The organism is Mesorhizobium sp. WSM4906, from assembly GCF_029674625.1.
GTDB lineage: Bacteria > Pseudomonadota > Alphaproteobacteria > Rhizobiales > Rhizobiaceae > Mesorhizobium.
This window is the reverse complement of record NZ_CP121355.1, coordinates 3,787,110-3,811,078: the sequence shown is the minus strand read 5'-3', so window position 1 is coordinate 3,811,078 and position 23,969 is coordinate 3,787,110. Positions and strand designations below refer to the sequence as shown.

Below are 23,969 nucleotides of genomic sequence, written 5' to 3'. Positions count from 1 at the left end.
GTTCAGGCGTACAAGCGGCAGCGTTCCGCCATCGAGGTGATGATTACTTCTTGGCGTTCTGGTTCGCCACCGGCTCGCCCTTGACGCGCACGTCAGAGATCGTCGAGCGCAGCGCCGTCACCTTGGTTCCGCCGCCAAGGTCGATCTCCAGCTCATTGTCGTCGATCACCTTGGTCACCTTGCCGACGAAGCCGCCGCCGGTCACCACCGTATCGCCGCGGCGCACCGCGGCCAGCATTTCCTGGCGCTTCTTCAACTGCGTGCGTTGCGGCCTGATGATCAGAAAATACATGATCACGAAAATCAGGACAAACGGCAAAATGCTGATGAACATATCGGGCGAGGTGCCGACGCCTTGGGCGTATGCCGGTGTGACGAACATCAAGAAACTCCTGGATGGTGAAATACGCCGGGACGGCCCCGCGAAAATTTGGGCGGAATATAGTCGGTAAAGTTGCCAATGCAACTCCGCGACCCGCCGAATCCGTTGCTTTTCCAGCCGTTTGGCGCGTGCTAGAGCGTCGCAGCCGGAAGCCACCAGGAGCTGGCCGAAAAGATCGTGCTCCAACAAATGCTTGCGGTTGGTCCTTGGTGCGCAGCCATGAAGCCGCTTCACGTTGCAAGATGCCTGAACGAAAAGACCTCGAAATGACCGATAGCCTGGACGCCCTGAGCAAAAAGCTCGACCGCCTGATCGAGGCGGTCTCCCGCCTCGCCCCGCCCCCTGTTCCGGAGACTGACCTCGGCGTGGCCGACTGCTTCGTCTGGCAGGCCGATCCCGGCTATCTGGAGCCGGTGCGCAAGGTCAACCGCGTCGACATCGGCCTGATCCGCGGCGTCGACCGCGTCCGCGACATCCTGCTCGACAACACAGCGCGCTTCGCGTCCGGCTTTGCCGCCAACAATGTGCTGCTCTGGGGCGCGCGCGGCATGGGCAAGTCGTCGCTGGTCAAGGCCGTGCACGCCAAGGTCAATGTCTCGGACAAGCTCGACCGGCCGCTGAAGCTGATCGAGATCCACCGCGAGGACATCGACACGCTGCCCAAGCTGATGGGTCTGCTCAAGGCTGCCCCCTGTCGCTTCATCCTATTTTGCGACGACCTTTCCTTCGACCATGACGACACCTCCTACAAGTCGCTGAAGGCGGCGCTCGAAGGCGGCGTCGAAGGTCGGCCGGCCAATGTGATCTTCTACGCCACCTCGAACCGGCGGCATCTCTTGCCGCGCGACATGATCGACAACGAGCGCTCGACCGCCATCAACCCTTCCGAGGCGGTGGAGGAAAAGGTTTCGCTGTCTGACCGGTTCGGCCTGTGGCTCGGCTTCCACAAATGCTCGCAGGACGAATATCTCGATATGATCGACGGCTATGTCCGTTACCACGACCTGACAATCGACCCCGAAACGCTGCGCACGGAAGCGCTGGAATGGGCGACGACGCGCGGCAGTCGGTCCGGCCGCGTCGCCTGGCAATTCACCCAGGATCTTGCCGGCCGCCTCGGCAGGCCGCTCAAGGATTGATCCAGGATTGGTCGCCGGCACTGAAAAAGCCCGCCCCTGGCGGAGCGGGCTGAAGACGGCGGGCCGGACTGGAGGTCAGGCGGCCCGCAATTGTTCTTGTTCTATTCGAGATAGCCGCTCGGATCGACGGGGGCGGAATTCTTGCGCACCTCGAAGTGCAGCTTCGGCGAGTCCGTCGTGCCGCTCATCCCGGACAGCGCGATCTCCTGGCCGCGCTTGACCTTCTGGCCACGCTGCACCTCGATCGAGCTGGCATGGCCATAGACGGTGACCAGGCCGTTCTCATGGCGCACCAGCACCGTGTTGCCGAACTCCTTGAGGCCGTCGCCGGCATAGATGACGACGCCGTTCTCGGCCGCCTTGATCGGCGTTCCTTCCGGCACCGCGATGTCGACGCCGTCCTTGCCGGAGCCGAAGCCGGAGATGACGCGGCCGCGCACCGGCCAGCGCATCTTGCCGATGCCGGTTGCATCCGGCGCCACCGCTTCGTCGTCCTCGGCCTGCTGGATGACCTTTGCGTCCTTCTTCGGCGGCGTGTAGGAAGCGAGCGTCTCCGATGGCGTGGTCTTTGCCGGCGGCGGCGTGGTCGCCGTCGTAACCGGATCGACGGCCGGCTTGGTCGCGGCGGGCTTGGCGGCGGCGACGGCAACGGTACCGCCGGCCGGAACCTTGAGCGTCTGGCCGATCTTCAAGAGGCCGTCCTTCATGCCGTTGGCCTGCTTGAGCGCCGTGGCGCTGACACCAGTCTTCCGGGCGATGGAAGACAGGGAATCGCCCTGCTGGACGGTGTAGGTGCCGCCGGCGCCCGCCGGCTTTGCCTCAGCCATCTGCGGCGTGGGCTTGGCGTTCTTCGAGCCGCTGGCGGCAGCCGATGCATCGACCTGCGCGGCGGACTTGCCATCCTTGAGCTTCGGCTGCTGCGGCAAAACGGCAACCTTCTCCGGCACGCCGGCAGGCTGCTTCGGCGTGACGGGCTTGGTGGCGTCGGCAACCTTCGGCCCGGCCTTGCTCGAATAGGCGTAGGCGGGGATGACGATCTTCTGGCCTGTCCTGATGCCCTTGTTGGCATCGAGCCCATTGACCTTGATGATCGCATCGGCCGGCACATGATATTGCCGTGCGAGACCGGAAATCGTCTCGCCTTTCCTCACCACGATCTCGGTGGCGTGCGGCGCGGCACTTGCGTTGCGCACGGCATCGGGCTCGGCGGTCTTGAATGGCTTCGCGGCCGGCGCGATGGTGCCGGTAGTCGCCTTGTCGAGATGCGGCGCGGCGGGAGCTGGCGCCAGCGCCGGGGCTGAAGCGATACGCATCGGCTTGGCGGGCGCTGCCGGCGCCGAGGGCGGCGGCAGCTGCTGTGAGGTCACCGGCTCGAGGCTGGAGCGGCTCACCGACTGAGTATGACTGCCGTCTACCGGCGCCGGCGCGACCGTATCGCCCGGATAGGGCTGGTCGACACCCTGCTTGTTGATGATGGCGCGCTGGTTGTTGGTGGACGAGGTGAACACGTCGTCGACACCATTGAAGCGCATGGCCTGCGAGCTGCACCCGGCCGCCGCGCCGGCGATCATGAGGACGGCGCAGCCGCGCGCCAGATTGCGTCCGTTTGCCTTCAAACTATTGAATTGCATCGCAGTAACCCGCACAGACCCGGTACAAACTGGTCTTGATTAAAGCGCGTTAATGTTACTGGCCGGTTAACCCATTAGAATCCGGCGAAAATTTTCTTAAAACTTTTTTGGGGTGCCTCGGGGCGGACTGAGATTCAGGTCAGGCCGAGTCGGGAATGATCGTCTCTGAGAGCCGGATCGGAGCGTAACTGCCACGCCACTCTTATGCTATGGATACTTCCGCCGGCGAAGGCCGGAAGCGCAGGAAGCCGCCATTTGCAGGCCGGCCCTCACCTGAATCCAACCCCGCTAGATGACCGCGGCGACGCTGCGCAGGATCGGCTGCAGCCTGACCATGCCGATGTCCTCGCGCTCGAAACGGCTGCCGACCTTGGTGAGCTTGGCCAGCACCTGCTCGCCCTCTTCCGGGCCGATCGGCGCGATGACGATGCCGCCGCTCGACAATTGGTCGAGCAGGAAGCGCGGCAGGCTGTCGAAGGCCGCCCAGGCGAGGATACGGTCGAACGGCCCTTCGTTGGGCAAGCCATTGGAGGCGTCCGCCTGGCGCGCGATGACATTGCCGATGCCAAGCGCCTCGAAGCGCTGCTTTGCCTGTTCGGTCAAGGTCTTGTAGCGGTCGACGGTCACGACGCGCGCGGCAAGCCTGGACATCACCGCAGCCGTATATCCCGACCCGGTGCCGATCTCGAGCACGCGGTTGCCCGGCTCGATGGCTAAAGCCGCGATCACCGCCGCCTGCAGGTCCGCACCCTCGATCGCTTCGCCGCATTCGATCGGCAGCATGCCCTCCGACCAGGCGATCGAATGAAATTGCGCGGACAGGAAACCGCGCCGCGGCGTCGCCTCGAAGGCGGCGATCAACGCCTTCGGCGCCGTGCCCCGGCCGCGCAGACGGAGCAGGAAAGCGGCAAAACCTTCGCGGTCGTCCATGGTCATGACAGGGCCTTGGTCAGCTGGTCGCGGAGTTCATGGGCGGTGAGGTCGAGCTGCAGCGGCGTCACCGACACCAGCCGGTTGCGCAACGCATGGAGGTCGGTGCCCTTCTTGCCTTCGACCGGCTCGCGGCCGAAGCGCAGCCAATAGTAAGGCAGGCCGCGACCGTCGCGGCGCTCATCCACCCAGAGGCTATGCACCAGCTTGCCCTGCGAGGTGACGACCGTGCCCTCGATTTCGTCGGGCGCGCAGTTCGGGAAATTGACATTGAGCAGCACCCCGTCCGGCAGCGGCATCGCGATCAGCTTCTTGAGCAGCGCCGGCGCCAGCGCCTCCGTCGTCTCGTAAGGAACGACGCGATCCTCGCCGACATAGGAATAGGCCTGGCTCACCGCGATCGAGCGCACGCCGAGCAGCGCGCCTTCCATGGCACCGGCAACGGTGCCGGAATAGGTGACGTCGTCGGCGATGTTGGCCCCGGAATTGACGCCCGACAGGATGAGGTCGGGCGGTCCGGGCAGGATCTTTTTCGTGCCCATGATGACGCAGTCGGTCGGCGTGCCGCGCACGGCGTAATGCTTCTCGCCGACCGTCCTCAGCCGCAGCGGCTCCGAGATCGACAGCGAATGCGCATAGCCCGACTGGTCCTGCTCGGGCGCCACCACCCAGACGTCATCCGAGAGCGTGCGGGCGATGCGTTCGAGCGACGCCAGCCCCTCGGCATGGATGCCGTCATCGTTGGTCAGCAGGATGCGCATGGACTCATTTCGATTCGATCTTGGCGAGGCCACCCATGTAAGGCCGCAGCACTTCAGGAATGGTTACGCTGCCGTCCTCATTCTGGTAGTTTTCCATGACGGCAATAAGAGCGCGGCCGACCGCGGTGCCCGAACCGTTGAGGGTGTGAACGAACCGGTTGCCCTTGCCGTCCTTGTCCTTGTAGCGGGCATCCATGCGCCGCGCCTGGAAGTCGCCACAGACCGAGCAGGACGAGATTTCGCGATAGGCGTTCTGGCCCGGCAGCCAGACCTCGATGTCATAGGTCTTGCGCGCGCCAAAACCCATGTCGCCGGTGCAGAGCGTCACCGTGCGGAACGGCAGGCCGAGGCGCTTCAGCACTTCCTCGGCGCATTGCGTCATGCGCTCATGCTCGGCGAGCGAGCTGTCCTGGTCGGTGATCGAGACCAGCTCTACCTTGTAGAATTGGTGCTGGCGCAGCATGCCGCGCGTGTCGCGGCCGGCCGAGCCCGCTTCCGAGCGGAAGCATGGCGTCAGCGCCGTGTAGCGCAGCGGCAGCTTTTCATGAGCCGTGATCTCCTCGCGCACGAGGTTGGTGAGCGGCACCTCGGCGGTTGGGATCAGGCCAAGGCGGCCGTCGCCATGCGGCGTGAAGAACAGATCGAGCTCGAATTTCGGCAATTGGTTGGTGCCGAACAGGACCTCGTCGCGCACCATCAGAGGCGGCTGGATCTCTTCATAGCCATGTTCGGTCGTGTGGAGATCAAGCATGAACTGGCCGATGGCCCGCTCCATGCGCGCGAGCTGGCTCTTCAGCACCGTGAAGCGCGATCCCGACAGTTTCGCCGCCCGCTCGAAATCCATCATGCCGAGCGCTTCGCCGATTTCGAAATGCTCCTTCACCCAGTTCGGGCGCGTCGGCACCTCGCCGACGATGCGCTTGACGACGTTGTCGTGCTCGTCCTTGCCGACCGGCACGTCGTCGAGCGGAACATTGGGCAACACCGCGAGAGCGTCGTTCAGCGCCTTGTCGAGCTCGCGCTCGCGCGCCTCGCCGTTCTGGATGAAGGCCTTGATATCGCTGACTTCGCCCTTGAGCTTTTCCGCCAACGCAGCGTCGCCCGAACGCATGGCGTTGCCGATCTCCTTCGAGGCGGCGTTGCGGCGCTCCTGCTTGACCTGCAGTTCGCTGAGATGCGCGCGCCGCGCCTCATCCCTGGCGATCAGCTCGTCGACGGTGGACTGCGCCTCGCCTGCCGACCACGAGCGCTTCACCAGCGCATCGACAAGAGCGATTGGATTTTCGCGAATCCATTTGATGTCAAGCATGATTGATCCGTCCTCAAACTAAGGTTCGAGGGCGTAAACCGCATCCGTCATCGATGCAAGCTGGCATGCCGAAGAGGCCGCTATTTTCCGGCCCCGACGCCGCGTCGTCTCAGCTTGACGAGGTGTCCGGCGCCTTGTCGGCGACCGTGCCGCCGTTCTCCCGCCGCTCGCGTGCCAGGCGGTCACGCTCCTGGCTGCGCTCGATCATGCGCGAGGAGAAGATGGCGACCTCGTAGAGCACGATGGTCGGAAGGGCGAGGCCGATCTGGCTCATCGGGTCGGGCGGCGTCAGCACCGCGGCGACGACGAAGGCGATGACGATCGCCCATTTGCGCTTCTCGGCCAGTGCCCGCGAGGACAAGAGTCCGACGCGCGTCAAAAGGCTGGTCACCACCGGCAGCTGGAACACCAGGCCGAAGGAGAAGATCAGCGTCATGATCAGGCTGAGATATTCCGACACCTTCGGCAGCAGGGAGATCTGCACCTGGTCGTTGGTGCCGACCTGCTGCATGGCGAGGAAGAACCACATCACCATCGGGGTGAAGAAGAAGTAGACCAGCGAGGCGCCCATCAGGAACAGGATGGGCGACGCGATCAGGAACGGCAGGAAGGCGCTGCGTTCGTTCTTGTAGAGGCCTGGCGCGATGAACTTGTAGATCTGCGTGGCGATCAGCGGGAAGGCGATGACCATGCCGCCGAACATGGCAAGCTTCACCTGAGTGAAGAAGAACTCCTGCGGCGCCGTGTAGATCAGCTCGACCTTATGCGGGTCGAGCCCGGCCCATTGCGTCGCCCATTTGAACGGGATGACCAGAAGGTTGAACAGGCGCTTGGCGAAGAAGAAGCAGACGAGAAACGCGATGAAGAAGCCGCCCAGCGACCAGATCAGCCGCCGGCGCAGCTCGATGAGGTGCTCGATCAGCGGTGCCGACGATTTCTCGATCTCGTCTCTTTCCTGATCCGAAACGCTCACTTGGCGGCTCCCGCCGTCTTCTTGGTGTCGGCGACCTTCTTTGCAGCCGGCTTCTTCGCCGCGGTGGGTTTGGCTTCAGCCTTGGGCGCCATCTTCTTGGCGGGTGCTACCGCCTTTGCCGAAGCCGGCGCGGATTTTGTCGGGATCTTCGCCGCGGGAGCCTTGGTCGATGCTGCCTTCGTCGCGGCACCGGCCGCCTTCGCCTTCGGCGCCGCCGCCTTTTTCAACGGCTGGGCGGGCGTAGCCGTCGCGACAACTGGCGCGGTCACGGCGGCGTCGGTCATTGCCGGAAAGATCGGCGCGGCCGCAGCCGCTTCAGTCCCGTTGACGCCAGGCATTTCGGTTGCGCCGGTTTTGAGCGGCTCGGCCGCGTGCGGCGTCGATGCCGCCGCATCGGCCGACTTGGGCTTCATCATCGTATCGACGCCCGCCCGCACATCAGCGGCCGCCTGCTCGAACGGATTGAGCTGCTTGCGGATTTCGGTCATCGGATTGAGGCCGCGAAGACTGTCGACCGAACTCTTGACGTCGTCGAGTTCGGCCTCCTTCAAGGCATCGTTGAACTGCTTCTGGAAATCGGCCGCCATGGCGCGCAGTTTGGCCGCGGTGCGGCCGAAAGTGCGCAGCATGTTGGGCAAATCCTTCGGCCCGACGACCACGATCATGACGACCGCGATCACCAGCAGTTCGCTCCAACCGACTTCGAACATGGCGATCTATTCCAACGAGAGCTGTTCCAACGAGAGCCTGGGGCTCAGCTCTTGCTGACCTTTTCCTTGCCCGGCGAAACGGTCTCGTCGGCACGGTGCTCGACGGTACGCTTGTCGTCGGCATCGTCGTCAGCCATGCCCTTCTTGAAGCTCTTGATGCCCTTGGCCATGTCGCCCATCAGCTCCGGCAGCTTGCCGCGGCCGAACAGCAGCAGCACGATGACCAGAACGATCAGCCAGTGCCATATCGATAGTGAACCCATAACAATCTCTCTCGAATGTTTTCCCTCGGCGATGATCTATGCGTTTTCGCTCAGGGATTCAAACACAACCGCAATGAAGTTGATAAAATGGCTAGCCGATGTCACGCATTTTCGGCGTGAGCGCCTTGCTACGAATCCGCGCAGGCTTTCCCCCATAGACATTCGCGGCCGGTTTGCGCTCACTCTTCGGTGACGCGCGGCGTGAGCAGCCCAAGCTCCTCGAGGTCGATATCCGTCAGCGCATCCTCGTCCTCGGCAAGCGCCTCCGGATCGGCCGGCGGCACCGGGATCGAGAAATTGGAGGGCATGCGCGTCGACAGGAGCCCGGCGCCCTTCAACTCCTCCATGCCGGGCAGGTCGCGGATTTCCTCCAGTGCGAAATGGTCGAGGAAGGCATCGGTGGTGCCATAGGTAACAGGGCGGCCGGGCGTGCGGCGACGGCCACGCATCCTGACCCACTCCGTTTCCAGCAGCGTGTCCAGCGTGCCCTTGGAGGTCTCGACGCCCCTGATGTCCTCGATCTCGGCGCGAGTCACCGGCTGGTGGTAGGCGATGATCGCCAGCACCTCGAGCGCCGCGCGCGAAAGCTTTCTCTGCTGGACCGAGTCCCTGCTCATCAGGAAGGCGAGATCGCCGGCGGTCCGGAATGCCCAAGCATCGCCGACCCGCACCAGGTTCACCCCGCGCTTGGCATAGATTTCCTGGAGATCGGCCATTGCCGCCGCTATGTTGACGCCCTCGGGCAGGCGCGCCACCAATTGCCTTTCGCTGATCGGCTCGGCGCTGGCGAAGATGATCGCCTCGGCCATGCGGACGGCTTCCGACAACTGCAGCCGCTCGGCGGGGTTCTCGATAGAACCCTGTTCGGCCATCTCGTCTTCCGGCTCGTCCTCGACCTTGAACGGAATGACCGAAGCGTTGGCGCGTTCGCTCATGATGCCACCTCGACTGCCTTGACCCCTTGTGCGCGGCCGCGCAGATAGATCGGTGCGAAAACCTGATCCTGCCGCACTTCCAGCTTGCCTTCGCGCACCATTTCGAGCGTGGCGGCGAAGGAACTGGCGACCGCCGTGCGCTTCTCCTCCGGCGCCACCAGATATTGGATCAGGAAGCTATCGAGCGCCGTCCAGTCGCCGACCGTCCCGACCAGCCGCGCCAGCACTTCGCGCGCGTCCTTCAAGGACCAGACGGCGCGCCGGGCGATCGTCACATTGTTGATCGCCTGCCGCTGGCGCTGCTGCGCATAGGCGGTCAGAAGATCGTAGAGCGAAGCCGAATAGGCATTGCGCTTCTCGACGATCACCATTTCCGGCATGCCGCGCGCGAAGACATCGCGGCCGAGCCGGTTTCGGTTGACGAGCCTCGCGGCGGCATCGCGCATCGCTTCCAGCCGCTTCAGCCGGAACTGCAGCACCGCCGCCAGTTCCTCGCCGCTCTCACCCTCTTCGCCCGGCTGTTTCGGGATCAAGAGCTTCGACTTGAGGAAGGCGAGCCATGCCGCCATCACCAGGTAGTCGGCGGCGAGCTCCAGTCTGAGCACCCTCACCTTCTCGATGAAGGCCAGATACTGCTCGGCCAAAGCCAGGATGGAAATGCGTGCCAGATCGACTTTCTGGTTGCGGGCAAGATGCAGCAGAAGGTCAAGTGGGCCCTCGAAGCCGGCCACGTCGACCACCAGGGAAGGATCGCCGGTCAGACGTGAATCGTCGTTCTCGGCCCACAGACGGTCCATCGGTGCGGCCTTCGCGGCCTTGCTGTCCAATGTCTCCGCCACTTGCCTTTCTTTCCTTCGGTTCAGGCCACCGCTTCGAAATAGGTGGCGAATTCCGCTCGTATCGCGGTTTCGTCGGCGACGTCGCGGCTCTTGATATAGGTCAGCGCCCGCTCCGCTCTCGCCAGGGACTTGCCCTCGAGCGCCGTCGTACGCGACGCGATCCCCGACATTTCCTCGAAAACGCCGTTGCAGTGAAGGACGAGATCGACGCCGGCCGCAAGGATCGCGGCCGCCTTTGTCGGGAAATCCCCAGAAAGTGCCTTCATCGACGTGTCGTCGCTCATCAAGAGCCCGTCGAAGCCGATCTCGCCGCGGATCACCTCGTTGACGACCTTGGCCGAGGTCGTTGCCGGATTGTCCGGGTCGACGGCGCTGTAGACGACATGCGCCGTCATTGCCATCGGCAGATGGTTGAGCGCCTTGAACGGGGCGAAATCATGTCCCCGCAATTCGGCAAGCGGCGTGTCGACCGTCGGCAGCGCGAAATGCGTATCGGCGAAGGCACGGCCGTGGCCGGGAATATGCTTCATGACCGGCAGGACGCCGCCCGACATCAAGCCTTCGGCCGAAGCCCGGCCAAGCTCGATCACGGCCTCGGGCTCTCTGCCATAGGCACGCGCGCCGATGACGTCGGAGGCACCTTCAACCGGCACATCGAGCACCGGCAGGCAATCGGCAGTGATCCCGTGGCGCAGCAGATCGAAGGCATGCAGCCGCGCCAAGAGCCAAGCGGCGCGGCGGCCGGCCTCGCGGTCGTCGCGCCAAAGGGCGCCGAGCGCGCCGCCGGCGGGATAATTGGGCGCCAGCGGCGGACGCAGCCTCTGCACCCGGCCGCCTTCCTGATCGATGAAGACCGGAGCATCCGGACGCCCGACGCAGTCGCGCATCGAGGCGACCAGGTCGCGGATCTGCCCGGTCTCACCGATGTTGCGGGCAAACAGGATGAAGCCCCATGGCCGTTCATCGCGATAGAAGCGGATTTCCTCTTCAGTGAGGGATTTACCGGCGCAGCCGAGGATCATGGATTTTGATTCGGTCATGAATGAAACCTTAAAGCTTTGGCCAAGCAAAGGGAATCACCCCTGCCTGACGGCGCCCGCAAGCCGTGAGCCGTCCACAACGAAAAGCCGGCGCGACCTTGCGGCAGCACCGGCTTTGAGATGTTCGAAACGGTCAGCGTGAGACGAAGCAGGTACCGCCGGCCGCCTTGTAGCTGGTGCACAGGTTGATCGCGTCATTGCGTGACTGCGCCGGAACGCGGACGCGGTAGAACGTGCCCTTGCCAGCGATCTCCGCCTTGACGATGTTGGCCTTGCGCCCGGAAAGCACGCTGCCGTAGCGGCGCTGCAGGTCCTGATAGGTCGACTGCGCGCTTTCAACCGTCGGCTGCGAGGCGACCTGCATCGACCACGAGCCGCCGCCTGCAGCAGCAGGATCGATGGAGGCGACCTTGTCGGGCTTGACCTCGCCGACGATGTCGACCGGCTGGTCGGACGGGCGCGGCGGCGCCACCGGCACCTTCGCCGGCGTGTTGGTCGACTGAGCCTTGGCCTCGGCCTTCGGCGCGGCAGCGGGTTTCGCCGGCTTGGCGGTCTCGTCCTGACCGGAATCGACCTGATCGGCTGTCTGATCGGTCGCCGGCGTGACGGTTCCCGTCGGCTGGGCGTCGCCCTGCCCTGCCGGAGCCACGTGCTGCGGCACCGGATCGGCTGGTTCGGTCGCCGCGACTTTCGGCGCGACGGGAGCCGGATCCTCGTGCGGAACCAGCGAGCCATCAGGCTTCACCATCATGGTCTTGACCTTGCGCGGCGCAACGGCGACGACATCGTTGCTGGTCCCTTTGTCGGCCTCCTGCAGCACCTGCGCGATGCGGTCCTCCGACTTCGGCGCCGGAGCAGCCGGCTGGGCGCTCTTGGGCGCATCCGCTTGCGCACCAACTGGCGCCACTGTGTTCGGAGCCGGTGCAACCACCTGCGGAGCCGGCGCAGCCGCGTTCGCATTGCCCGCCGCGTCCGTGCCCGGCGCGGCATCGGTGTCATCAGGCGAAAGGTCGACGATCCGGCTCTGCGGCGGCTCCTTCGACGCCACGTCGATCGGCTCCTCGACGTTTGTCACCAGTTTCTGCTGCACCGGCTCGGCGGGCTTGGCCGCACCACTCTTGGCCACGGCGTCATAGACCTTGTTGTCCTGGTTCGGCACCACGGCGCCACCCGGATTTTCCGGCTTGACCTTGATCGGCGAATTGTCGGCCCTGACGATCACCGGCGCCTCGCCGCCGCCCTTGCCGCCGAAGGAGAAGGCAAGAGCACCGAGACCGCCGGCAATCACCGCGGCACCGACGAGCGCCGCAACCATGAAACCGCGGCTGCGCGGCTTTGCGGCTTCGCGCTCGGCAAGGCCCGGCACGGTCATCGCCTCATCGAGCTCGGGATCGTAGTCGAGCTCGTCGACTGCAAAGTCGTCAGCCTGCGAAACCGGACGGCTGCCGGGCAAATCATCGGCATCGAACTCGCTCGCGGCCGCGGCATGGGACGCAGCCGCCGGAGCGGCGGTCGTCTCCGCACGCAACTCGCGACGATCGTAGCCGGCCTTGAATCCGGTATTGTAGGAATCGTCGTCATAACCCCGGCTCTGTACCGGAGCCGCTGCGATCTCGGTCGCGTTCATCTCGTTGAGCAGGCCCGCAAACTCGGCATCGAGATCGTCATAGGCGGGTGCCGCCGGCTGATCTTCCTCGAAGCTGAGTTCCGGGATATCGAGATCGTCGGCCAGCGCCACGACGCGCTCCGGCACGTCGACGGTCTCGACATCGGGCATTTCCTCCTGATGGCGAGGCTGCGGCGCCGAGGCTGGCTTGGCGTAAGCAGTGTAGTCCTTCGCCGGCTCGTCGCGATAGGCAGGCGCTGCCATCTGCGGCGACGAAGCGGGTTTGGCGTAGGCGAAATAGTCTTTCACCGGCTCGTCGCGATAGGCGGGAGCCGCGATCTGCGGCGATGAATCCGTCTGCGGTTGCGGCGCGAACGACGCTTGCGCCGGCGCGGCGACCGGCGTCACGCGGCTCCACGACCGGTCCGGCTCGGCGGGCGCGACCGGCGCGTCCTGCTCTATGCCCTTGGCGAAGGCGGCATCGAATGCCTCGTCGTCGAAATCGATGCTCGGCTCGGCATTCTGTTCGACCGCCGTGTCTTCGAAGCCCTGCTGGTCGAGTTCGCCGGCGAGCAGCCCATCGAGATCGGCAGGCCGGGCGGTCTGCTCGTCGCGCGTCGGCTCGTGCTCATCGAGGTCCCAGTCGAGATCGTCGGCGACGGCAGCCTGCGGGCCGGCGTGGCTGGCCGGTTGCGGTGCCGGAGCGGGTTCCTTGACGACTGGAGCGGGGGCGGCCGGAACAGGCGCAACCGGGATAGGCCGCGCGGTCATGGCGCCGAGCAGCGCGTTGAGCTCGTCTTCCAGGCTTCGCTCGGCAGAGGTTGCAACCGGCTTGACCGGTTCGACTGCGGCGACCGGCGGAACCGGGGCCGAGACGGCCGGAGCAGGATCCTCGAATGACGGCTCAGCCGCGGCGACGGGCGCGACTGCGGAAACTTCCGGCCCCTCGGCAAGAGCGTCACCAAAGTTGAGTTCGAAATCGTCTTCGAAGGCCTGATCGGTTGCGGTCTGGTGATCGGCGACCGGTTCAGGATTGGCGGCGGGGACTTCCGGTTCCTCGGCAAGGGCGTCACGGAAGCTGAGCTCGAAATCGTCTTCGATGACCTGTTTCGCCGCTGCTTCGTGATCGGCAACGGGCTCGATATCGGCGGCGAAACGTGCTGTCTCCACAGGTGCTTCGACGGCCTGCGGCTGCTCGTTCGAGACAGCCTGCGGCTGCTCGTCATCGACAGCCTGTGGCTGCTCGTTCTCGACCGACAGTTCCCGTTCCAGGGTCAGGTCGTGCGGCTGATCGAAATCCGTGTCGACATCGGCCATTTCCTGATCAAACTGCGCCTGATCGAATTGGCTGTCGAAGTCCTCGGCGGCGGTCGGCTGGTCGGCGGCGTGAGCTTCGACCGGTTGAACGTCAGCGGACCCGGTCTGCTCGATCTCACGGTCATCGAACGCCAGCTCGTCCTCGAGCGACATCTGGACCGCGTTGTCGAAATCGGCATCGAATGCCGCCTCGGCCGCAGGCTCGACTGCCGCGGTGGCGCCGTGGCCCGCATCGGCGTCGTGATGGCCGGACCGGAAGCCGTCATCCAGCGAGGCTGCCATTTCCTGGTCGATGGAAAGGTCTTCCTCAAGAGGCGAAACCTCGTCCTCAAGAGGCGAAACCTCGTCCTCAAGAGGCGAGACTTCGTCCTCAAGAGGCGAGACTTCCAAGGAGCCCCCGACCGCCCTGTCGAAATCATCGTCGAAGTCAATGTGGGCGGCAGGCTCCGGCGCGCGGGGCGCGGCAAAGTGGGCGTGATCGGCCGCGTCGTCAAAGACGAAGTCCTGCTCGAAAGAAGCGGCAAGCTCGTCGTCGGTGAGAGCGGCGGTGGCGGCGTCGTAAGCCGGCTCGTGCTGGACCGCCTGTTGCGCGACCGGCGCGCTTTCCTCGGCAACGTCGAATTCGCCCATCAGCTCCTTTTCGAGGTCGATGTCGAAATCTGTGTCTTCCGCAGCCTGGTTTGCCGGCGCAGCCTTCGCGACCGCCGGCGTCTGCGGCCTGACCGGCTGACGCGGGTCGAAACCCATGATCCGGGTCAGTTCCGCGAACGGATCGTCGTCAGCGATGTGGTTGTTTTCGGCTACTTTCAGCTGGGTTCTGTCTGCCATTATTGTTCCCAAACTCGCACACAGTCGGACGCCATGGACGTCGCGCAGGGTTGGCCCTACCAGCGCAATGTGGGCAAAAGGTGACAGGTTTTTTAGTCAAACCTAACGCATTTCGGTAGGCGCATCAGCTCCTATCAGCGTCAGGCCGGAGGTCAAAACATCCGAAACAGCCTGCACCAGCCCTAGTCTGGCATACGTCAATTGTGGATCGTTAACCTTAACAAAACGTAAGTCTGGGTTGTCGGTGCCCCGATTCCAGTGTGCGTGGAAGCTGGAAGCCAGATCGTAAAGGTAGAATGCCAGCCGGTGCGGCTCCAATGCAAGTGCCGCGGATTCGATTAGCCGTGGATATTCAGCCAGCTTCCGGATCAGGCCGATTTCGCCCTCATCCGTCAGCGACGCGACGGAGGCCACGAGCCGGTTTCGGTCGAAATTCGCCTCGCCCAGTTGCTCGCTCGCCTGGCGGAACACAGAGTGGCAGCGCGCCGAGGCGTACTGCACGTAGAACACCGGATTGTCCTTGGACTGCTCGGTGACCTTGGCGAAGTCGAAATCGAGCGGCGCATCGTTCTTCCGGTAGAGCATCATGAAGCGGATCGGGTCGCGGCCGACCTCTTCCACCACGTCGCGCAGCGTGACGAAATCGCCCGACCGTTTCGACATCCTGACCGGTTCGCCGTCGCGGAACAGCTTCACCAACTGGCAGAGCAGCACCGTGAGCTTCACCGTGTCGCCGGCGACCGCGCGCGCCAGCGCCTCCAGCCGCTTGACGTAGCCGCCATGGTCGGCGCCGAGCACATAGATCAGATCGACGAAGCCGCGCTCGACCTTGTCCTTGAGATAGGCGACGTCGGCCGCGAAATAGGTGAACAAGCCGTCCGACTTCACCAGAGCCCGGTCCATGTCGTCGCCGACGGCGGTCGAGCGGAACAGCGTCTGCTCGCGGTCTTCCCAATCGTCCGGCTTCTCGCCCTTGGGCGGCGGCAGCTTGCCCTTGTAGATATGCCCTTTGAGCGTCAGGTCGGCGATCGCCGCCCGGATCTTCTTGGCGTTGTCGGCATGCAGCGTGCGCTCGGAGAAGAACACGTCGTGATGCACGTTGAGCAGCGCCAGATCCTCGCGGATCATCGCCATCATCGCGTCGACCGTGCGGTCCTTGACGATCGCCAGCGCTTCCTCTTCCGGCATCTCCAGCAGTCCGAGGCCGAACTCCTCGGCCAGCGCCTGGCCGACAGGGACCAGATAGTCGCCGGGATAGAGACCGGCCGGGATTTCGCCGATGTTTTCGCCAAGCGCCTCGCGATAACGCAGCATCGCCGAGCGCCCAAGCACGTCGATCTGCGAGCCGGCGTCGTTGATGACGTATTCCTTGGTCACGTCGTAGCCGGCGAAGGCCATCAGATTGGCCAAAGTGTCGCCGACGACGGCGCCACGGCAATGCCCGACATGCATCGGGCCGGTGGGATTGGCAGAGACATACTCGACATTGGCCTTGCGGCCGCCGCCGATCTTCGAGCGGCCATAATTGCGCCCCTCGCCGAGCAGCACCGCGAGATGCGCCTGCCAGAACCCGTCCTTCAGCCTGAGATTGACGAAGCCCGGGCCGGCGATGTCGGCCGATGCGATGTCGGCATCGGCGCGCAGGGCCTCGGCCAGCTTTTCCGCCAGCACGCGCGGGTTCTGGCCGGTGGGCTTCGCCAGCACCATCGCCGCATTGGTGGCGAGATCGCCATGGCTCGCATCGCGCGGCGGCTCGACCGCGATGCGCGACAGATCCGGCGACGCGCCATCCTTGTCTTTCAGATCAAGAGCTTCGACAGCTTTTACGATCCGCGCGTTGAAATCGGCGAAGATATTCATCGGGTATGCTCTGGGCTTTAAGAGGCGACCGGCTGCTTGGCCGGCAAAAATCGTGGCTCGCCCTAGCTCAAATCGGGCGTGTGGTCAAACAGACGCCTATGCTCCTTGAGCGCATAGGTGTCGGTCATGCCGGCCAGGAAATCGGCGACGCTGCGTGCCTTGATGCGATCCTGCGCCCTGTCGAGCCCTTCGCGCCATCCGTCGGGCATGGCGCGCGGGTCGGCGAAATAGGCATCGAACAGATCGCGCACGATCTGTTCGGCGCCCGTCCGCACGCGCATCACTTCGGAATGCCGGTAGAGATGCTTGTAGAGGAAGGCCTTCAGTTCCTTTTCGGCCGCGGCCATATCGGCCGAAAAGGTTACCATTGTCTCGCCCGCCGCCCGCACCGCATCGGCGCTGCCCGGCTTGAGGCGCTCGATATTGGCTGCAGTGGAAGCAATGACATCCTCCACCATCAACGTGATCTGCCGGCGCATCAGCTCGTGGCCGGTGCGAACGTCGTCTAGCTGCGGATAGCGGGCGCGCACGCCCATCAGGATCGAGCCCGGCAGGCCGACGTCATCGAGCATTTCAAGCGTCAGGAAGCCGGAGCGCAGGCCGTCGTCTATGTCATGCGTGTTGTAGGCGATGTCGTCGGCGATCGCGGCGCACTGCGCCTCGATGCCGGCGAAGCGATCGAGCTCGAGGTCGTGCAGTTCGGAATAGTCGCGGATCGCCTGCGGCACCGGGCCTTTCAGTCCCTTCCCGCTTGCATCGGTGAGCGGCCCATTATGCTTGACCAACCCCTCCAGCGTCTCCCAGGTAAGGTTCAGCCCGTCGAAATCGGCATAGCGCCGCTCGAGCCTGGTGACGATGCGCAGCGACTGCGCATTGTGGTCGAAACCGCCCCAGGCGGCCATCTTCTCGTTCAGCGCCTCCTCGCCCGTATGGCCGAACGGCGTGTGGCCGAAATCGTGCACCAGGGCGACGGCTTCGGCGAGATCCTCGTCGCCGCGCAGCGCCCGCGCCAGGGCTCTCGCGATCTGCGCCACCTCGATCGAATGCGTCAGCCTGGTGCGATAGTGGTCGCCCTCATGCGCGACGAACACCTGTGTCTTGTGCTTCAGCCGGCGGAAGGCGGTGGAGTGGATGATGCGGTCGCGGTCACGCTGGAACGGCGTGCGGGTCGGGCTTTCCGGTTCGTCGAACAGCCGGCCGCGCGAGCGCGCCGGATCGCTCGCATAGACGGCGCGCGGCCGGTAGCCGAATCCGATATCGCCGAGAGCATCCTTGCCCATTCACCCACCAGTTGACTTGCCCGCGCCCGCTTCATACCTATCATGGGAAACCGAAAGCAAGGTGACGCCGATGGGCGCGGATGCCAAGACTGCCATGAAGGTCGAGATGACAGAAGCGGCCGCGAAGCGGATCGCCAGGATCCTGTCCGGCGAGCCGGGCAAGACGGCGCTGCGCGTTTCCGTCGAAGGCGGCGGCTGCTCGGGCTTTTCCTACAAGTTCGATCTGGTCGACAGTCGCAACGACGACGACGTCGCCATCGAGAAGGATGGCGCGACGATCCTGATCGACGATCTCTCGCTGGTCTATATGGGCGGCTCGGTGATCGACTTCGTCGACGACCTGATGGGCCAGTCCTTCCAGATCAGGAACCCCAACGCCGTCGCCTCCTGCGGCTGCGGCACCAGTTTCTCCATCTGACAATTACGATGCTTGCGATCGGCGCGGTCCGCCAGGTCGCGCTGTCGGCCGGGCGCGATCTCGATGCGACGCTGGCCTTCTGGCAGGGCGTGCTCGGCATGAGCGTGCATGCGCGCTACGATCCGCCGGGCATCGCTTTCATCATGGCCGGCGATGTGCGGCTGCTCTTCACCGACGGTATTCCGCCGGGCACCGTCTATCTCGACATTGCCGGTCTCGAGGCCTTCCACGCCGAGGCGAAAGCCGCCGGTATCCCTTTCACCGCGCCGCCCACGCTCGTGCACCGCGACACCGAAGGCCGCTTCGGTCCGGCGGGGGAAAGCGAATGGATGGCCTTTCTAAAGGACCCCGCAGGCAATACGATCGGCCTCGTCGAGCGCCTTGCGCCGGAAGAAGATTGAGGTCCGCATGAAGATCGTCACCTGGAACATCAACGGCGTCCGCGCCCGCATCGGCAACCTCACCCACTGGCTGACCGAGAGCGCGCCGGACGTCGTCTGCCTGCAGGAGATCAAGACCCTCGACGATCAGTTCCCGCGCGCCGAGATCGAGGCGCTCGGCTACAATGTCGAGACCAACGGCCAGAAGAGCTTCAACGGCGTCGCCCTCCTGTCGAAGCTCCCCTTCGACGAGGTCAATCGCGGTCTGGCCGGAGACGATGCCGACGACCATGCGCGCTTCATCGAAGGCGTCTTCTCGACCGACAAAGGCGCCTTGCGCGTCGCCTCGCTCTATCTGCCGAACGGCAATCCGATCGATGACGAGCGGAAGTTTTCCTACAAGCTGTCGTGGATGGCGCGGCTGGAGCGCTGGGCGGAAGAGCGGCTGAGGCTCGAGGAAGCGCTGGTGCTGGCCGGCGACTACAATGTCATCCCCGAGCCTGCCGACGCCAGGTTCCCCGAAAACTGGCGGAACGACGCGCTGTTCCAGCCGCAGACGAGGCAGGCCTTCCGCCGCCTGAAGAATCTCGGCTTCACCGAGGCCGTGCGCGCCGTGACCGACTCGCCCGATGTCTACACCTTCTGGGACTATCAGGCCGGTGCCTGGCAGAAGAACAACGGCATCCGCATCGACCACCTCTTGCTGTCGCCCGAAGCCGCCAACCGCTTTTCCTCGGCCTCGGTCGAAAAACATGTGCGCGCTTGGGAAAAACCCTCCGACCATGTGCCGGTGGCGATCGATCTCGACTTGCAGCCGGCCTGAAAGCACCAGCTGCAAGCGACTTTCGTAAGATCCTGATATCGCCACAAATTGCGCGTTTGATGCGCATTGTTGCGGGGGTTCGATGGCTGTCCGATTTGTCCTTTGCCTGACCGGCCTTGCGCTGGCGTTTGCCGCGCCGGCGTCGGTGGCGGCCGCGCAGGCATGCCTTGCCAACGGCAAATCCTTCAAGGTCGGTGAGACGGCCTGCCTGACCGTCGCCGGCGAAAGTCACCTCGCGCGCTGCGACATGGTCCTCAACAACACGTCGTGGACGAAGGTCAAGGATGAGTGCCCAGGCGAGAGCCAGGCGCCGAAATTGCATCCTACCTCGATCTCGACGCCGGCGCCCAGCCTGGTGCCGACGGAGCCGACCGAGAACTGAAGAGCTGCTGATCTTCCTCTTGAGGGGGAGATCTGGCCCGCTTACTGGTCGCCGTTGTTGCCCTTGGTCAGTATGTCGTCGGCCAGCGAAATCGCCGTGCGGCGGTCGGCTTCGCCGGCGGCGGCGAAGGCCTCTTCCTGCATGCTGCGGATCCAGGGCTGATCGGCGGGCGGAGCACGCTCGAGTGCGGCCGTCATCATCGCCAGGCCGCGCACGACCTTGCCGCTCTGGAACAAGAGATTGCCAAGCGTCGCCTGCGCGCCGGCATGGCCTTTTTCAGCCGCCAGCTGCAGCCAGCGCCCGGCCTGCTTGACGCTGGCCTTCACGCCGCCCTCGCCCTTGAGGAACATCTGGCCGATCTCGAACTGGGCGTTCGGATTGCGGTAGTTGGCGGCGGCGCGCATGTAGTATTCCTGCGCCGCGATCTCGTTTTCCTCGACCGGGCTGCCTGGGATGCCTTTGCGCAGATAGTCGCCGAGCGCGACAAGGGCGTCCGAGACATAGCTTTCCTCCGGCGAGCCGGGCTCGACGTCCTGGTCGACGATCTCCGAGAAGAACTTGAAGGCCGCATAATCGTCGCGCGCCACGCCGTCGCCTTCGGCATACATGCGCGCAAGCTTCCAGGTGGCGCCGATCTGGCCGTTCTCGGCGGCATATTTATAGGCCTCGACCGCCTGGTCCTTGTGGCCATTCTTGTAGGCGGAGAAGCCGAACTGGAACACCGCCCACGGGCTCGACTGCGGCTTCACCCCGGTCTTGTCGTCGAACACCTTGTCGTCGAAGGCCATGGCCTGCCCGACGGCGCCCAAGGTCGCTACCGCGACCAGTGCCGAAAAGACCGACGACCTCAACACCTCAAATGTCCGCATAGCAGTGTGTTTCTTTCGCACCGCCCGGATGGGTGACCGCGCCGTCGCGAGCCGACCCTACGGTCTGCGCATATTTCCAGATCGCGCCGGACTGATAGTCGGTCTTGCGCGCCTTCCATTCCTTTGCCCGTGCCGCGAGTTCCGCATCCGAGAGCGCCACCTCGATCGTGCCCTTCACGGCGTCGATCGAGATCACGTCGCCATCCTTGATGAGCCCGATCGGTCCGCCGACCGCCGCCTCCGGCCCGACATGGCCGATGCAGAAGCCGCGTGTGGCGCCTGAGAAGCGCCCGTCGGTGATCAACGCCACCTTGCCGCCCATGCCCTGGCCGTAGAGCGCTGCCGTCGTCGACAGCATCTCGCGCATGCCCGGCCCGCCGCGCGGGCCTTCATAGCGGATGACGAGAACCTCGCCTTCGCGGTAATTGCGCTGCGTGACCGCTTCGAAACACTCCTCTTCCGAATCGAAGCAGCGCGCCGGGCCTGAGAATTTCAGTTCCGACATGCCGGCGACCTTCACGATCGCGCCTTCGGGGGCAAGGTTGCCCTTCAAGCCCACGACGCCGCCCGTCTTGGTGATTGGCCGATCGGCGGGACGGACCACATCCTGGCTGTCATTCCAAGCAACGTGCTCCATATTTTCGGCCAAAGTGCGGCCGGTGACCGTCATGCAGTCGCCGTGCAGATAGCCGTGGTCGAGCAGCGTCTTCATCAGGAGCGGAATGCCGCCGGCCTCGAACATGTCCTTGGCGACATATTTGCCGCCGGGCTTGAGATCGGCGATGTAGGGCGTCTTCTCGAAGATCGCCGCCACGTCGAAAAGGTCGAATTTTATGCCGGCCTCATGCGCGATCGCCGGCAGGTGCAGCGCCGCGTTGGTCGAGCCGCCGGTGGCCGACACGACGGTCGCCGCATTCTCCAGCGCCTTGCGGGTGACGATGTCGCGCGGCCGGATGTTCTTGGCGATCAGCTCCATCACCTTTTCGCCGGAAGCGAAATTGAAGCGATCGCGCATTTCGTAGGGCGCCGGCGCGCCGCAGGAATAGGGCAAGGCAAGGCCGATCGCCTCGGCGACGGTCGCCATCGTGTTGGCGGTGAACTGGGCGCCGCAGGAACCCGCCGACGGACAGGCCGCCTGCTCGATCTCGAGCAGCTCGTCATCGCCGATCGTGCCGACCGAATGCTGGCCGACCGCCTCGAACACGTCCTGCACGGTGATCTGGCGGCCGCGATAGCTGCCGGGCAGGATCGAGCCGCCATAGATGAAGATCGACGGCACGTTGAGCCGCACCATCGCCATCATCATGCCGGGCAGCGACTTGTCGCAGCCGGCAAGCCCGACCAGCGCGTCGTAGCAATGGCCGCGCATAGTGAGTTCGACCGAATCGGCGATGACCTCGCGCGACACCAGCGATGACTTCATGCCCTGGTGGCCCATGGCGATGCCGTCGGTGACGGTGATGGTGCAGAATTCGCGCGGCGTGCCGTTGGCGGCCGCCACGCCCTTCTTGACCACCTGCGCCTGGCGCATCAGCGAGATGTTGCAGGGTGCCGCTTCGTTCCAGCAACTGGCGACGCCGACCAGCGGCTGCGCGATCTCGGCCGCCGACAATCCCATTGCATAGAGGTACGAGCGATGCGGTGCGCGCGCCGGACCTTCGGTCACGTAGCGGCTGGGCAGCTTGGCCTTGGAGATCACCCTGGCGTCCATACTCGTCCTTGCCGCACACCCCGCGGCCGGTCCCATCGCCGCGCCAACCTGGCACGCATCCCGAGACCTATCCGGGTTGCTCCGGGTTTATGGCGGGAAATAGGCAGTTCCCTCCGCGAGACTTCTAGAGCAGGGGTTGTCCATAAACTGTTGCCAAAACGTCACAATCGTGAAGGGCGCCGGTTGTGATGAGAATCTGCAACATAGGATCGGCCAATCGGGCCAGACCGTTGATTGCACAACGAAAAAAGGCCGGGCGATGCCCGGCCTTTTTTCGTGGAATGCCGACGTCTAGAACTTGATCTTGATGCCACCCGAAATCGCCGTGACCAGATCGTTGCCGAAGTCATAGCTAACTTCGGTGCCGGCCTGGTACCCATTCTCTCCATTCACTATTCCCGAGTGACCACTGGTCAGCACGCCTATCGCGCCAGCCAGGCGAACTTCGATATTCGGCTTCGGCGTATAGGCTACGCCGCCACCGAGGGTCCAAGTATCGGTTTGCGAGCCATAGCCATGCGAAGTGCCGCGGTCCCATGTGAGCTGACCGGCGGCACTCCATTGATCGTTGAATTTGTGGCCAATGCCGCCAGAAACCGTCCACCCGTCGCGGTACATAAGGTCAAGTGAAGTCACTTGGGCTGAATGAAGCTCGTCACCCGTGACACATGCCGCAGCGGGAGTACCTACCACGCAGATGGGAACGCTCTGCAGCACGCTCCAGTTGACCCACTTGATCGAACCGAAGGCGAGCCATCCGGGCGCGATACCCGACTGCAGCTTCAATTCCACTACATCCGGCATGTACTGCGTCGAACCGTAGATCGGCAGGACAATTCCGCCGACATTCGTCAGATCCAGAGTGCCCGAGATGTTGTCGAGCTTGACCTTCGAATTGTAGACAAGGCTGGCACGCAACGCGATCTCCGGGATTTCGTATGCGAGGCCAGCCCGCCAACCCCAGCCGTTGCTCGTCAGATCGACACGACCAGTACCGCCAAAGTCAGGCACCAGCGGCGAGACCAAGTCTTCCTTGAAGCCGTAGACCTTCTGGTAGAACACACCGCCGATGAAGCGAATCTGGCCTTTGCCCGCATCCATCTTATAGGAGCAGGTGGCCGCGTAATTGTCGCTTTTGATGTCGGTTTCCATGTTGGAATAGGCGCCATTCCATACCCCCGGCGCCGTGTGTGCGCCCCAAGGCTGCGAATAGTCGACCATGCAGTCGACGCCCTGGACGACTTGGACCTTGGCGCCGATGCGTGGCACCCAATAGTCCTCGCTATCCTTGGCCGAGCTCATACCTGTCAACACAATCGGGTTGCCAGAGGTGTCGACAGCGTTCTTGAGTTTGCGGTCCGGCATCACGAAAGTCGCTTCCGCCTCCGTCGCGAACGGCGCCGGATCGAACAGCAGGTCGATGTCGTAGCCGCCGCGCTCGATGCCGCCGGCATGCGCCGGGTGCATCGCCGCTCCGACCAAAGCCAGCGAAAAGCACCCTGCCCCCAGCAGCGCTTTAAGACACAAAATGTTCATGGAAATCCCTCCCCGAAAAACGCGGGATCAAGCTAGAGCCAATTCGG

At 64.2% G+C, this 23,969-nt stretch carries 23 protein-coding genes; 6 read left to right on the top strand and 17 right to left on the bottom strand.

Features of this window, described 5'->3' with window-relative positions:
• Positions 1-43 precede the first annotated feature (43 nt).
• Positions 44-382, bottom strand: coding sequence for a preprotein translocase subunit YajC (yajC, locus tag QAZ22_RS18105; protein WP_067000009.1), 339 nt, complete (start codon positions 380-382; stop codon positions 44-46).
• A 266-nt stretch (positions 383-648) separates the two neighbouring features.
• Here yajC and QAZ22_RS18100 point away from each other — a divergent pair, with 266 nt between their 5' ends.
• Positions 649-1,521 (top strand): ATP-binding protein, encoded by an 873-nt coding sequence (locus tag QAZ22_RS18100; RefSeq protein ID WP_278202112.1) that lies wholly within the window; start codon positions 649-651, stop codon positions 1,519-1,521.
• A 101-nt stretch (positions 1,522-1,622) separates the two neighbouring features.
• Here QAZ22_RS18100 and QAZ22_RS18095 read toward each other — a convergent pair whose 3' ends face one another.
• The 11 genes from QAZ22_RS18095 to QAZ22_RS18045 all read right to left on the bottom strand — a co-directional run bounded on the left by QAZ22_RS18095 (position 1,623) and on the right by QAZ22_RS18045 (position 13,835).
• Positions 1,623-3,152: a peptidoglycan DD-metalloendopeptidase family protein gene (locus QAZ22_RS18095; protein WP_278202110.1), complete on the bottom strand. Its 1,530-nt coding sequence runs from the start codon at positions 3,150-3,152 to the stop codon at positions 1,623-1,625.
• Between the two features lie 288 nt (positions 3,153-3,440).
• Positions 3,441-4,088 (bottom strand): protein-L-isoaspartate(D-aspartate) O-methyltransferase, encoded by a 648-nt coding sequence (locus tag QAZ22_RS18090; protein WP_278073034.1) that lies wholly within the window; start codon positions 4,086-4,088, stop codon positions 3,441-3,443.
• The gene (gene surE / locus QAZ22_RS18085) at positions 4,085-4,843 is read right to left on the bottom strand and encodes a 5'/3'-nucleotidase SurE (RefSeq protein ID WP_278202109.1); all 759 of its coding nucleotides are present in this window, start codon (positions 4,841-4,843) and stop codon (positions 4,085-4,087) included. Before surE ends, QAZ22_RS18090 begins: the two co-directional genes overlap by 4 nt.
• 4 nt (positions 4,844-4,847) lie before the next feature.
• Positions 4,848-6,152 (bottom strand): serine--tRNA ligase, encoded by a 1,305-nt coding sequence (serS, locus tag QAZ22_RS18080; RefSeq protein WP_278202108.1) that lies wholly within the window; start codon positions 6,150-6,152, stop codon positions 4,848-4,850.
• A gap of 109 nt (positions 6,153-6,261) precedes the next feature.
• Positions 6,262-7,125, bottom strand: coding sequence for a twin-arginine translocase subunit TatC (gene tatC / locus QAZ22_RS18075; protein ID WP_278073031.1), 864 nt, complete (start codon positions 7,123-7,125; stop codon positions 6,262-6,264).
• Positions 7,122-7,835 (bottom strand): Sec-independent protein translocase protein TatB, encoded by a 714-nt coding sequence (gene tatB / locus QAZ22_RS18070; protein ID WP_278202107.1) that lies wholly within the window; start codon positions 7,833-7,835, stop codon positions 7,122-7,124. Before tatB ends, tatC begins: the two co-directional genes overlap by 4 nt.
• Before the next feature lie 44 nt (positions 7,836-7,879).
• Positions 7,880-8,098, bottom strand: a complete 219-nt coding sequence (locus tag QAZ22_RS18065; RefSeq protein ID WP_278073029.1) for a twin-arginine translocase TatA/TatE family subunit — start codon at positions 8,096-8,098, stop codon at positions 7,880-7,882.
• 179 nt (positions 8,099-8,277) lie between these two features.
• The gene (gene scpB, locus QAZ22_RS18060) at positions 8,278-9,033 is read right to left on the bottom strand and encodes an SMC-Scp complex subunit ScpB (RefSeq protein ID WP_278202106.1); all 756 of its coding nucleotides are present in this window, start codon (positions 9,031-9,033) and stop codon (positions 8,278-8,280) included.
• On the bottom strand, positions 9,030-9,830 hold the full coding sequence (locus tag QAZ22_RS18055) for a ScpA family protein (RefSeq protein ID WP_278207876.1): 801 nt from the start codon (positions 9,828-9,830) through the stop codon (positions 9,030-9,032). Before QAZ22_RS18055 ends, scpB begins: the two co-directional genes overlap by 4 nt.
• Positions 9,831-9,892: 62 nt before the next feature.
• The gene (gene nagZ / locus QAZ22_RS18050; protein WP_278202105.1) at positions 9,893-10,912 is read right to left on the bottom strand and encodes a beta-N-acetylhexosaminidase; all 1,020 of its coding nucleotides are present in this window, start codon (positions 10,910-10,912) and stop codon (positions 9,893-9,895) included.
• A gap of 133 nt (positions 10,913-11,045) precedes the next feature.
• Positions 11,046-13,835, bottom strand: a complete 2,790-nt coding sequence (locus QAZ22_RS18045; RefSeq protein WP_278202104.1) for an SPOR domain-containing protein — start codon at positions 13,833-13,835, stop codon at positions 11,046-11,048.
• Here QAZ22_RS18045 and QAZ22_RS18040 point away from each other — a divergent pair.
• Positions 13,800-14,747, top strand: coding sequence for a hypothetical protein (locus QAZ22_RS18040; protein ID WP_278202103.1), 948 nt, complete (start codon positions 13,800-13,802; stop codon positions 14,745-14,747). The genes QAZ22_RS18045 and QAZ22_RS18040 overlap by 36 nt on opposite strands.
• A gap of 18 nt (positions 14,748-14,765) precedes the next feature.
• On the opposite strand, the gene argS is transcribed toward QAZ22_RS18040, so the two are convergent.
• Entirely contained in the window at positions 14,766-16,523 is a 1,758-nt protein-coding gene (gene argS / locus QAZ22_RS18035; RefSeq protein WP_278202102.1) for an arginine--tRNA ligase, read from the bottom strand.
• Between the two features lie 62 nt (positions 16,524-16,585).
• Positions 16,586-17,803, bottom strand: a complete 1,218-nt coding sequence (locus QAZ22_RS18030; RefSeq protein WP_278202101.1) for a deoxyguanosinetriphosphate triphosphohydrolase — start codon at positions 17,801-17,803, stop codon at positions 16,586-16,588.
• 70 nt (positions 17,804-17,873) lie between these two features.
• Between QAZ22_RS18030 and erpA the strand changes: the two genes are divergently transcribed.
• The 4 genes from erpA to QAZ22_RS18010 all read left to right on the top strand — a co-directional run bounded on the left by erpA (position 17,874) and on the right by QAZ22_RS18010 (position 19,806).
• The gene (gene erpA, locus QAZ22_RS18025) at positions 17,874-18,221 is read left to right on the top strand and encodes an iron-sulfur cluster insertion protein ErpA (protein ID WP_127859904.1); all 348 of its coding nucleotides are present in this window, start codon (positions 17,874-17,876) and stop codon (positions 18,219-18,221) included.
• Between the two features lie 8 nt (positions 18,222-18,229).
• Entirely contained in the window at positions 18,230-18,622 is a 393-nt protein-coding gene (locus QAZ22_RS18020; RefSeq protein WP_278202100.1) for a VOC family protein, read from the top strand.
• A gap of 7 nt (positions 18,623-18,629) precedes the next feature.
• Positions 18,630-19,424 (top strand): exodeoxyribonuclease III, encoded by a 795-nt coding sequence (xth, locus tag QAZ22_RS18015; RefSeq protein ID WP_278202099.1) that lies wholly within the window; start codon positions 18,630-18,632, stop codon positions 19,422-19,424.
• A gap of 82 nt (positions 19,425-19,506) precedes the next feature.
• Complete coding sequence (locus QAZ22_RS18010) at positions 19,507-19,806, top strand: hypothetical protein (protein WP_278202098.1); 300 nt, start codon at positions 19,507-19,509, stop codon at positions 19,804-19,806.
• 41 nt (positions 19,807-19,847) lie between these two features.
• Here QAZ22_RS18010 and QAZ22_RS18005 read toward each other — a convergent pair whose 3' ends face one another.
• From QAZ22_RS18005 to QAZ22_RS17995, 3 genes are all read right to left on the bottom strand, one after another.
• Positions 19,848-20,675, bottom strand: a complete 828-nt coding sequence (locus QAZ22_RS18005; protein ID WP_278202097.1) for a tetratricopeptide repeat protein — start codon at positions 20,673-20,675, stop codon at positions 19,848-19,850.
• Positions 20,662-22,386, bottom strand: coding sequence for a dihydroxy-acid dehydratase (gene ilvD, locus QAZ22_RS18000; protein ID WP_278202096.1), 1,725 nt, complete (start codon positions 22,384-22,386; stop codon positions 20,662-20,664). The genes QAZ22_RS18005 and ilvD overlap by 14 nt, the downstream gene beginning before the upstream one ends.
• A 291-nt stretch (positions 22,387-22,677) precedes the next feature.
• Positions 22,678-23,922 carry an OmpP1/FadL family transporter gene (locus tag QAZ22_RS17995; protein WP_278202095.1) on the bottom strand — a complete coding sequence of 415 codons (1,245 nt, stop codon included), beginning with the start codon at positions 23,920-23,922 and terminating at the stop codon, positions 22,678-22,680.
• Positions 23,923-23,969: the final 47 nt, after the last annotated feature.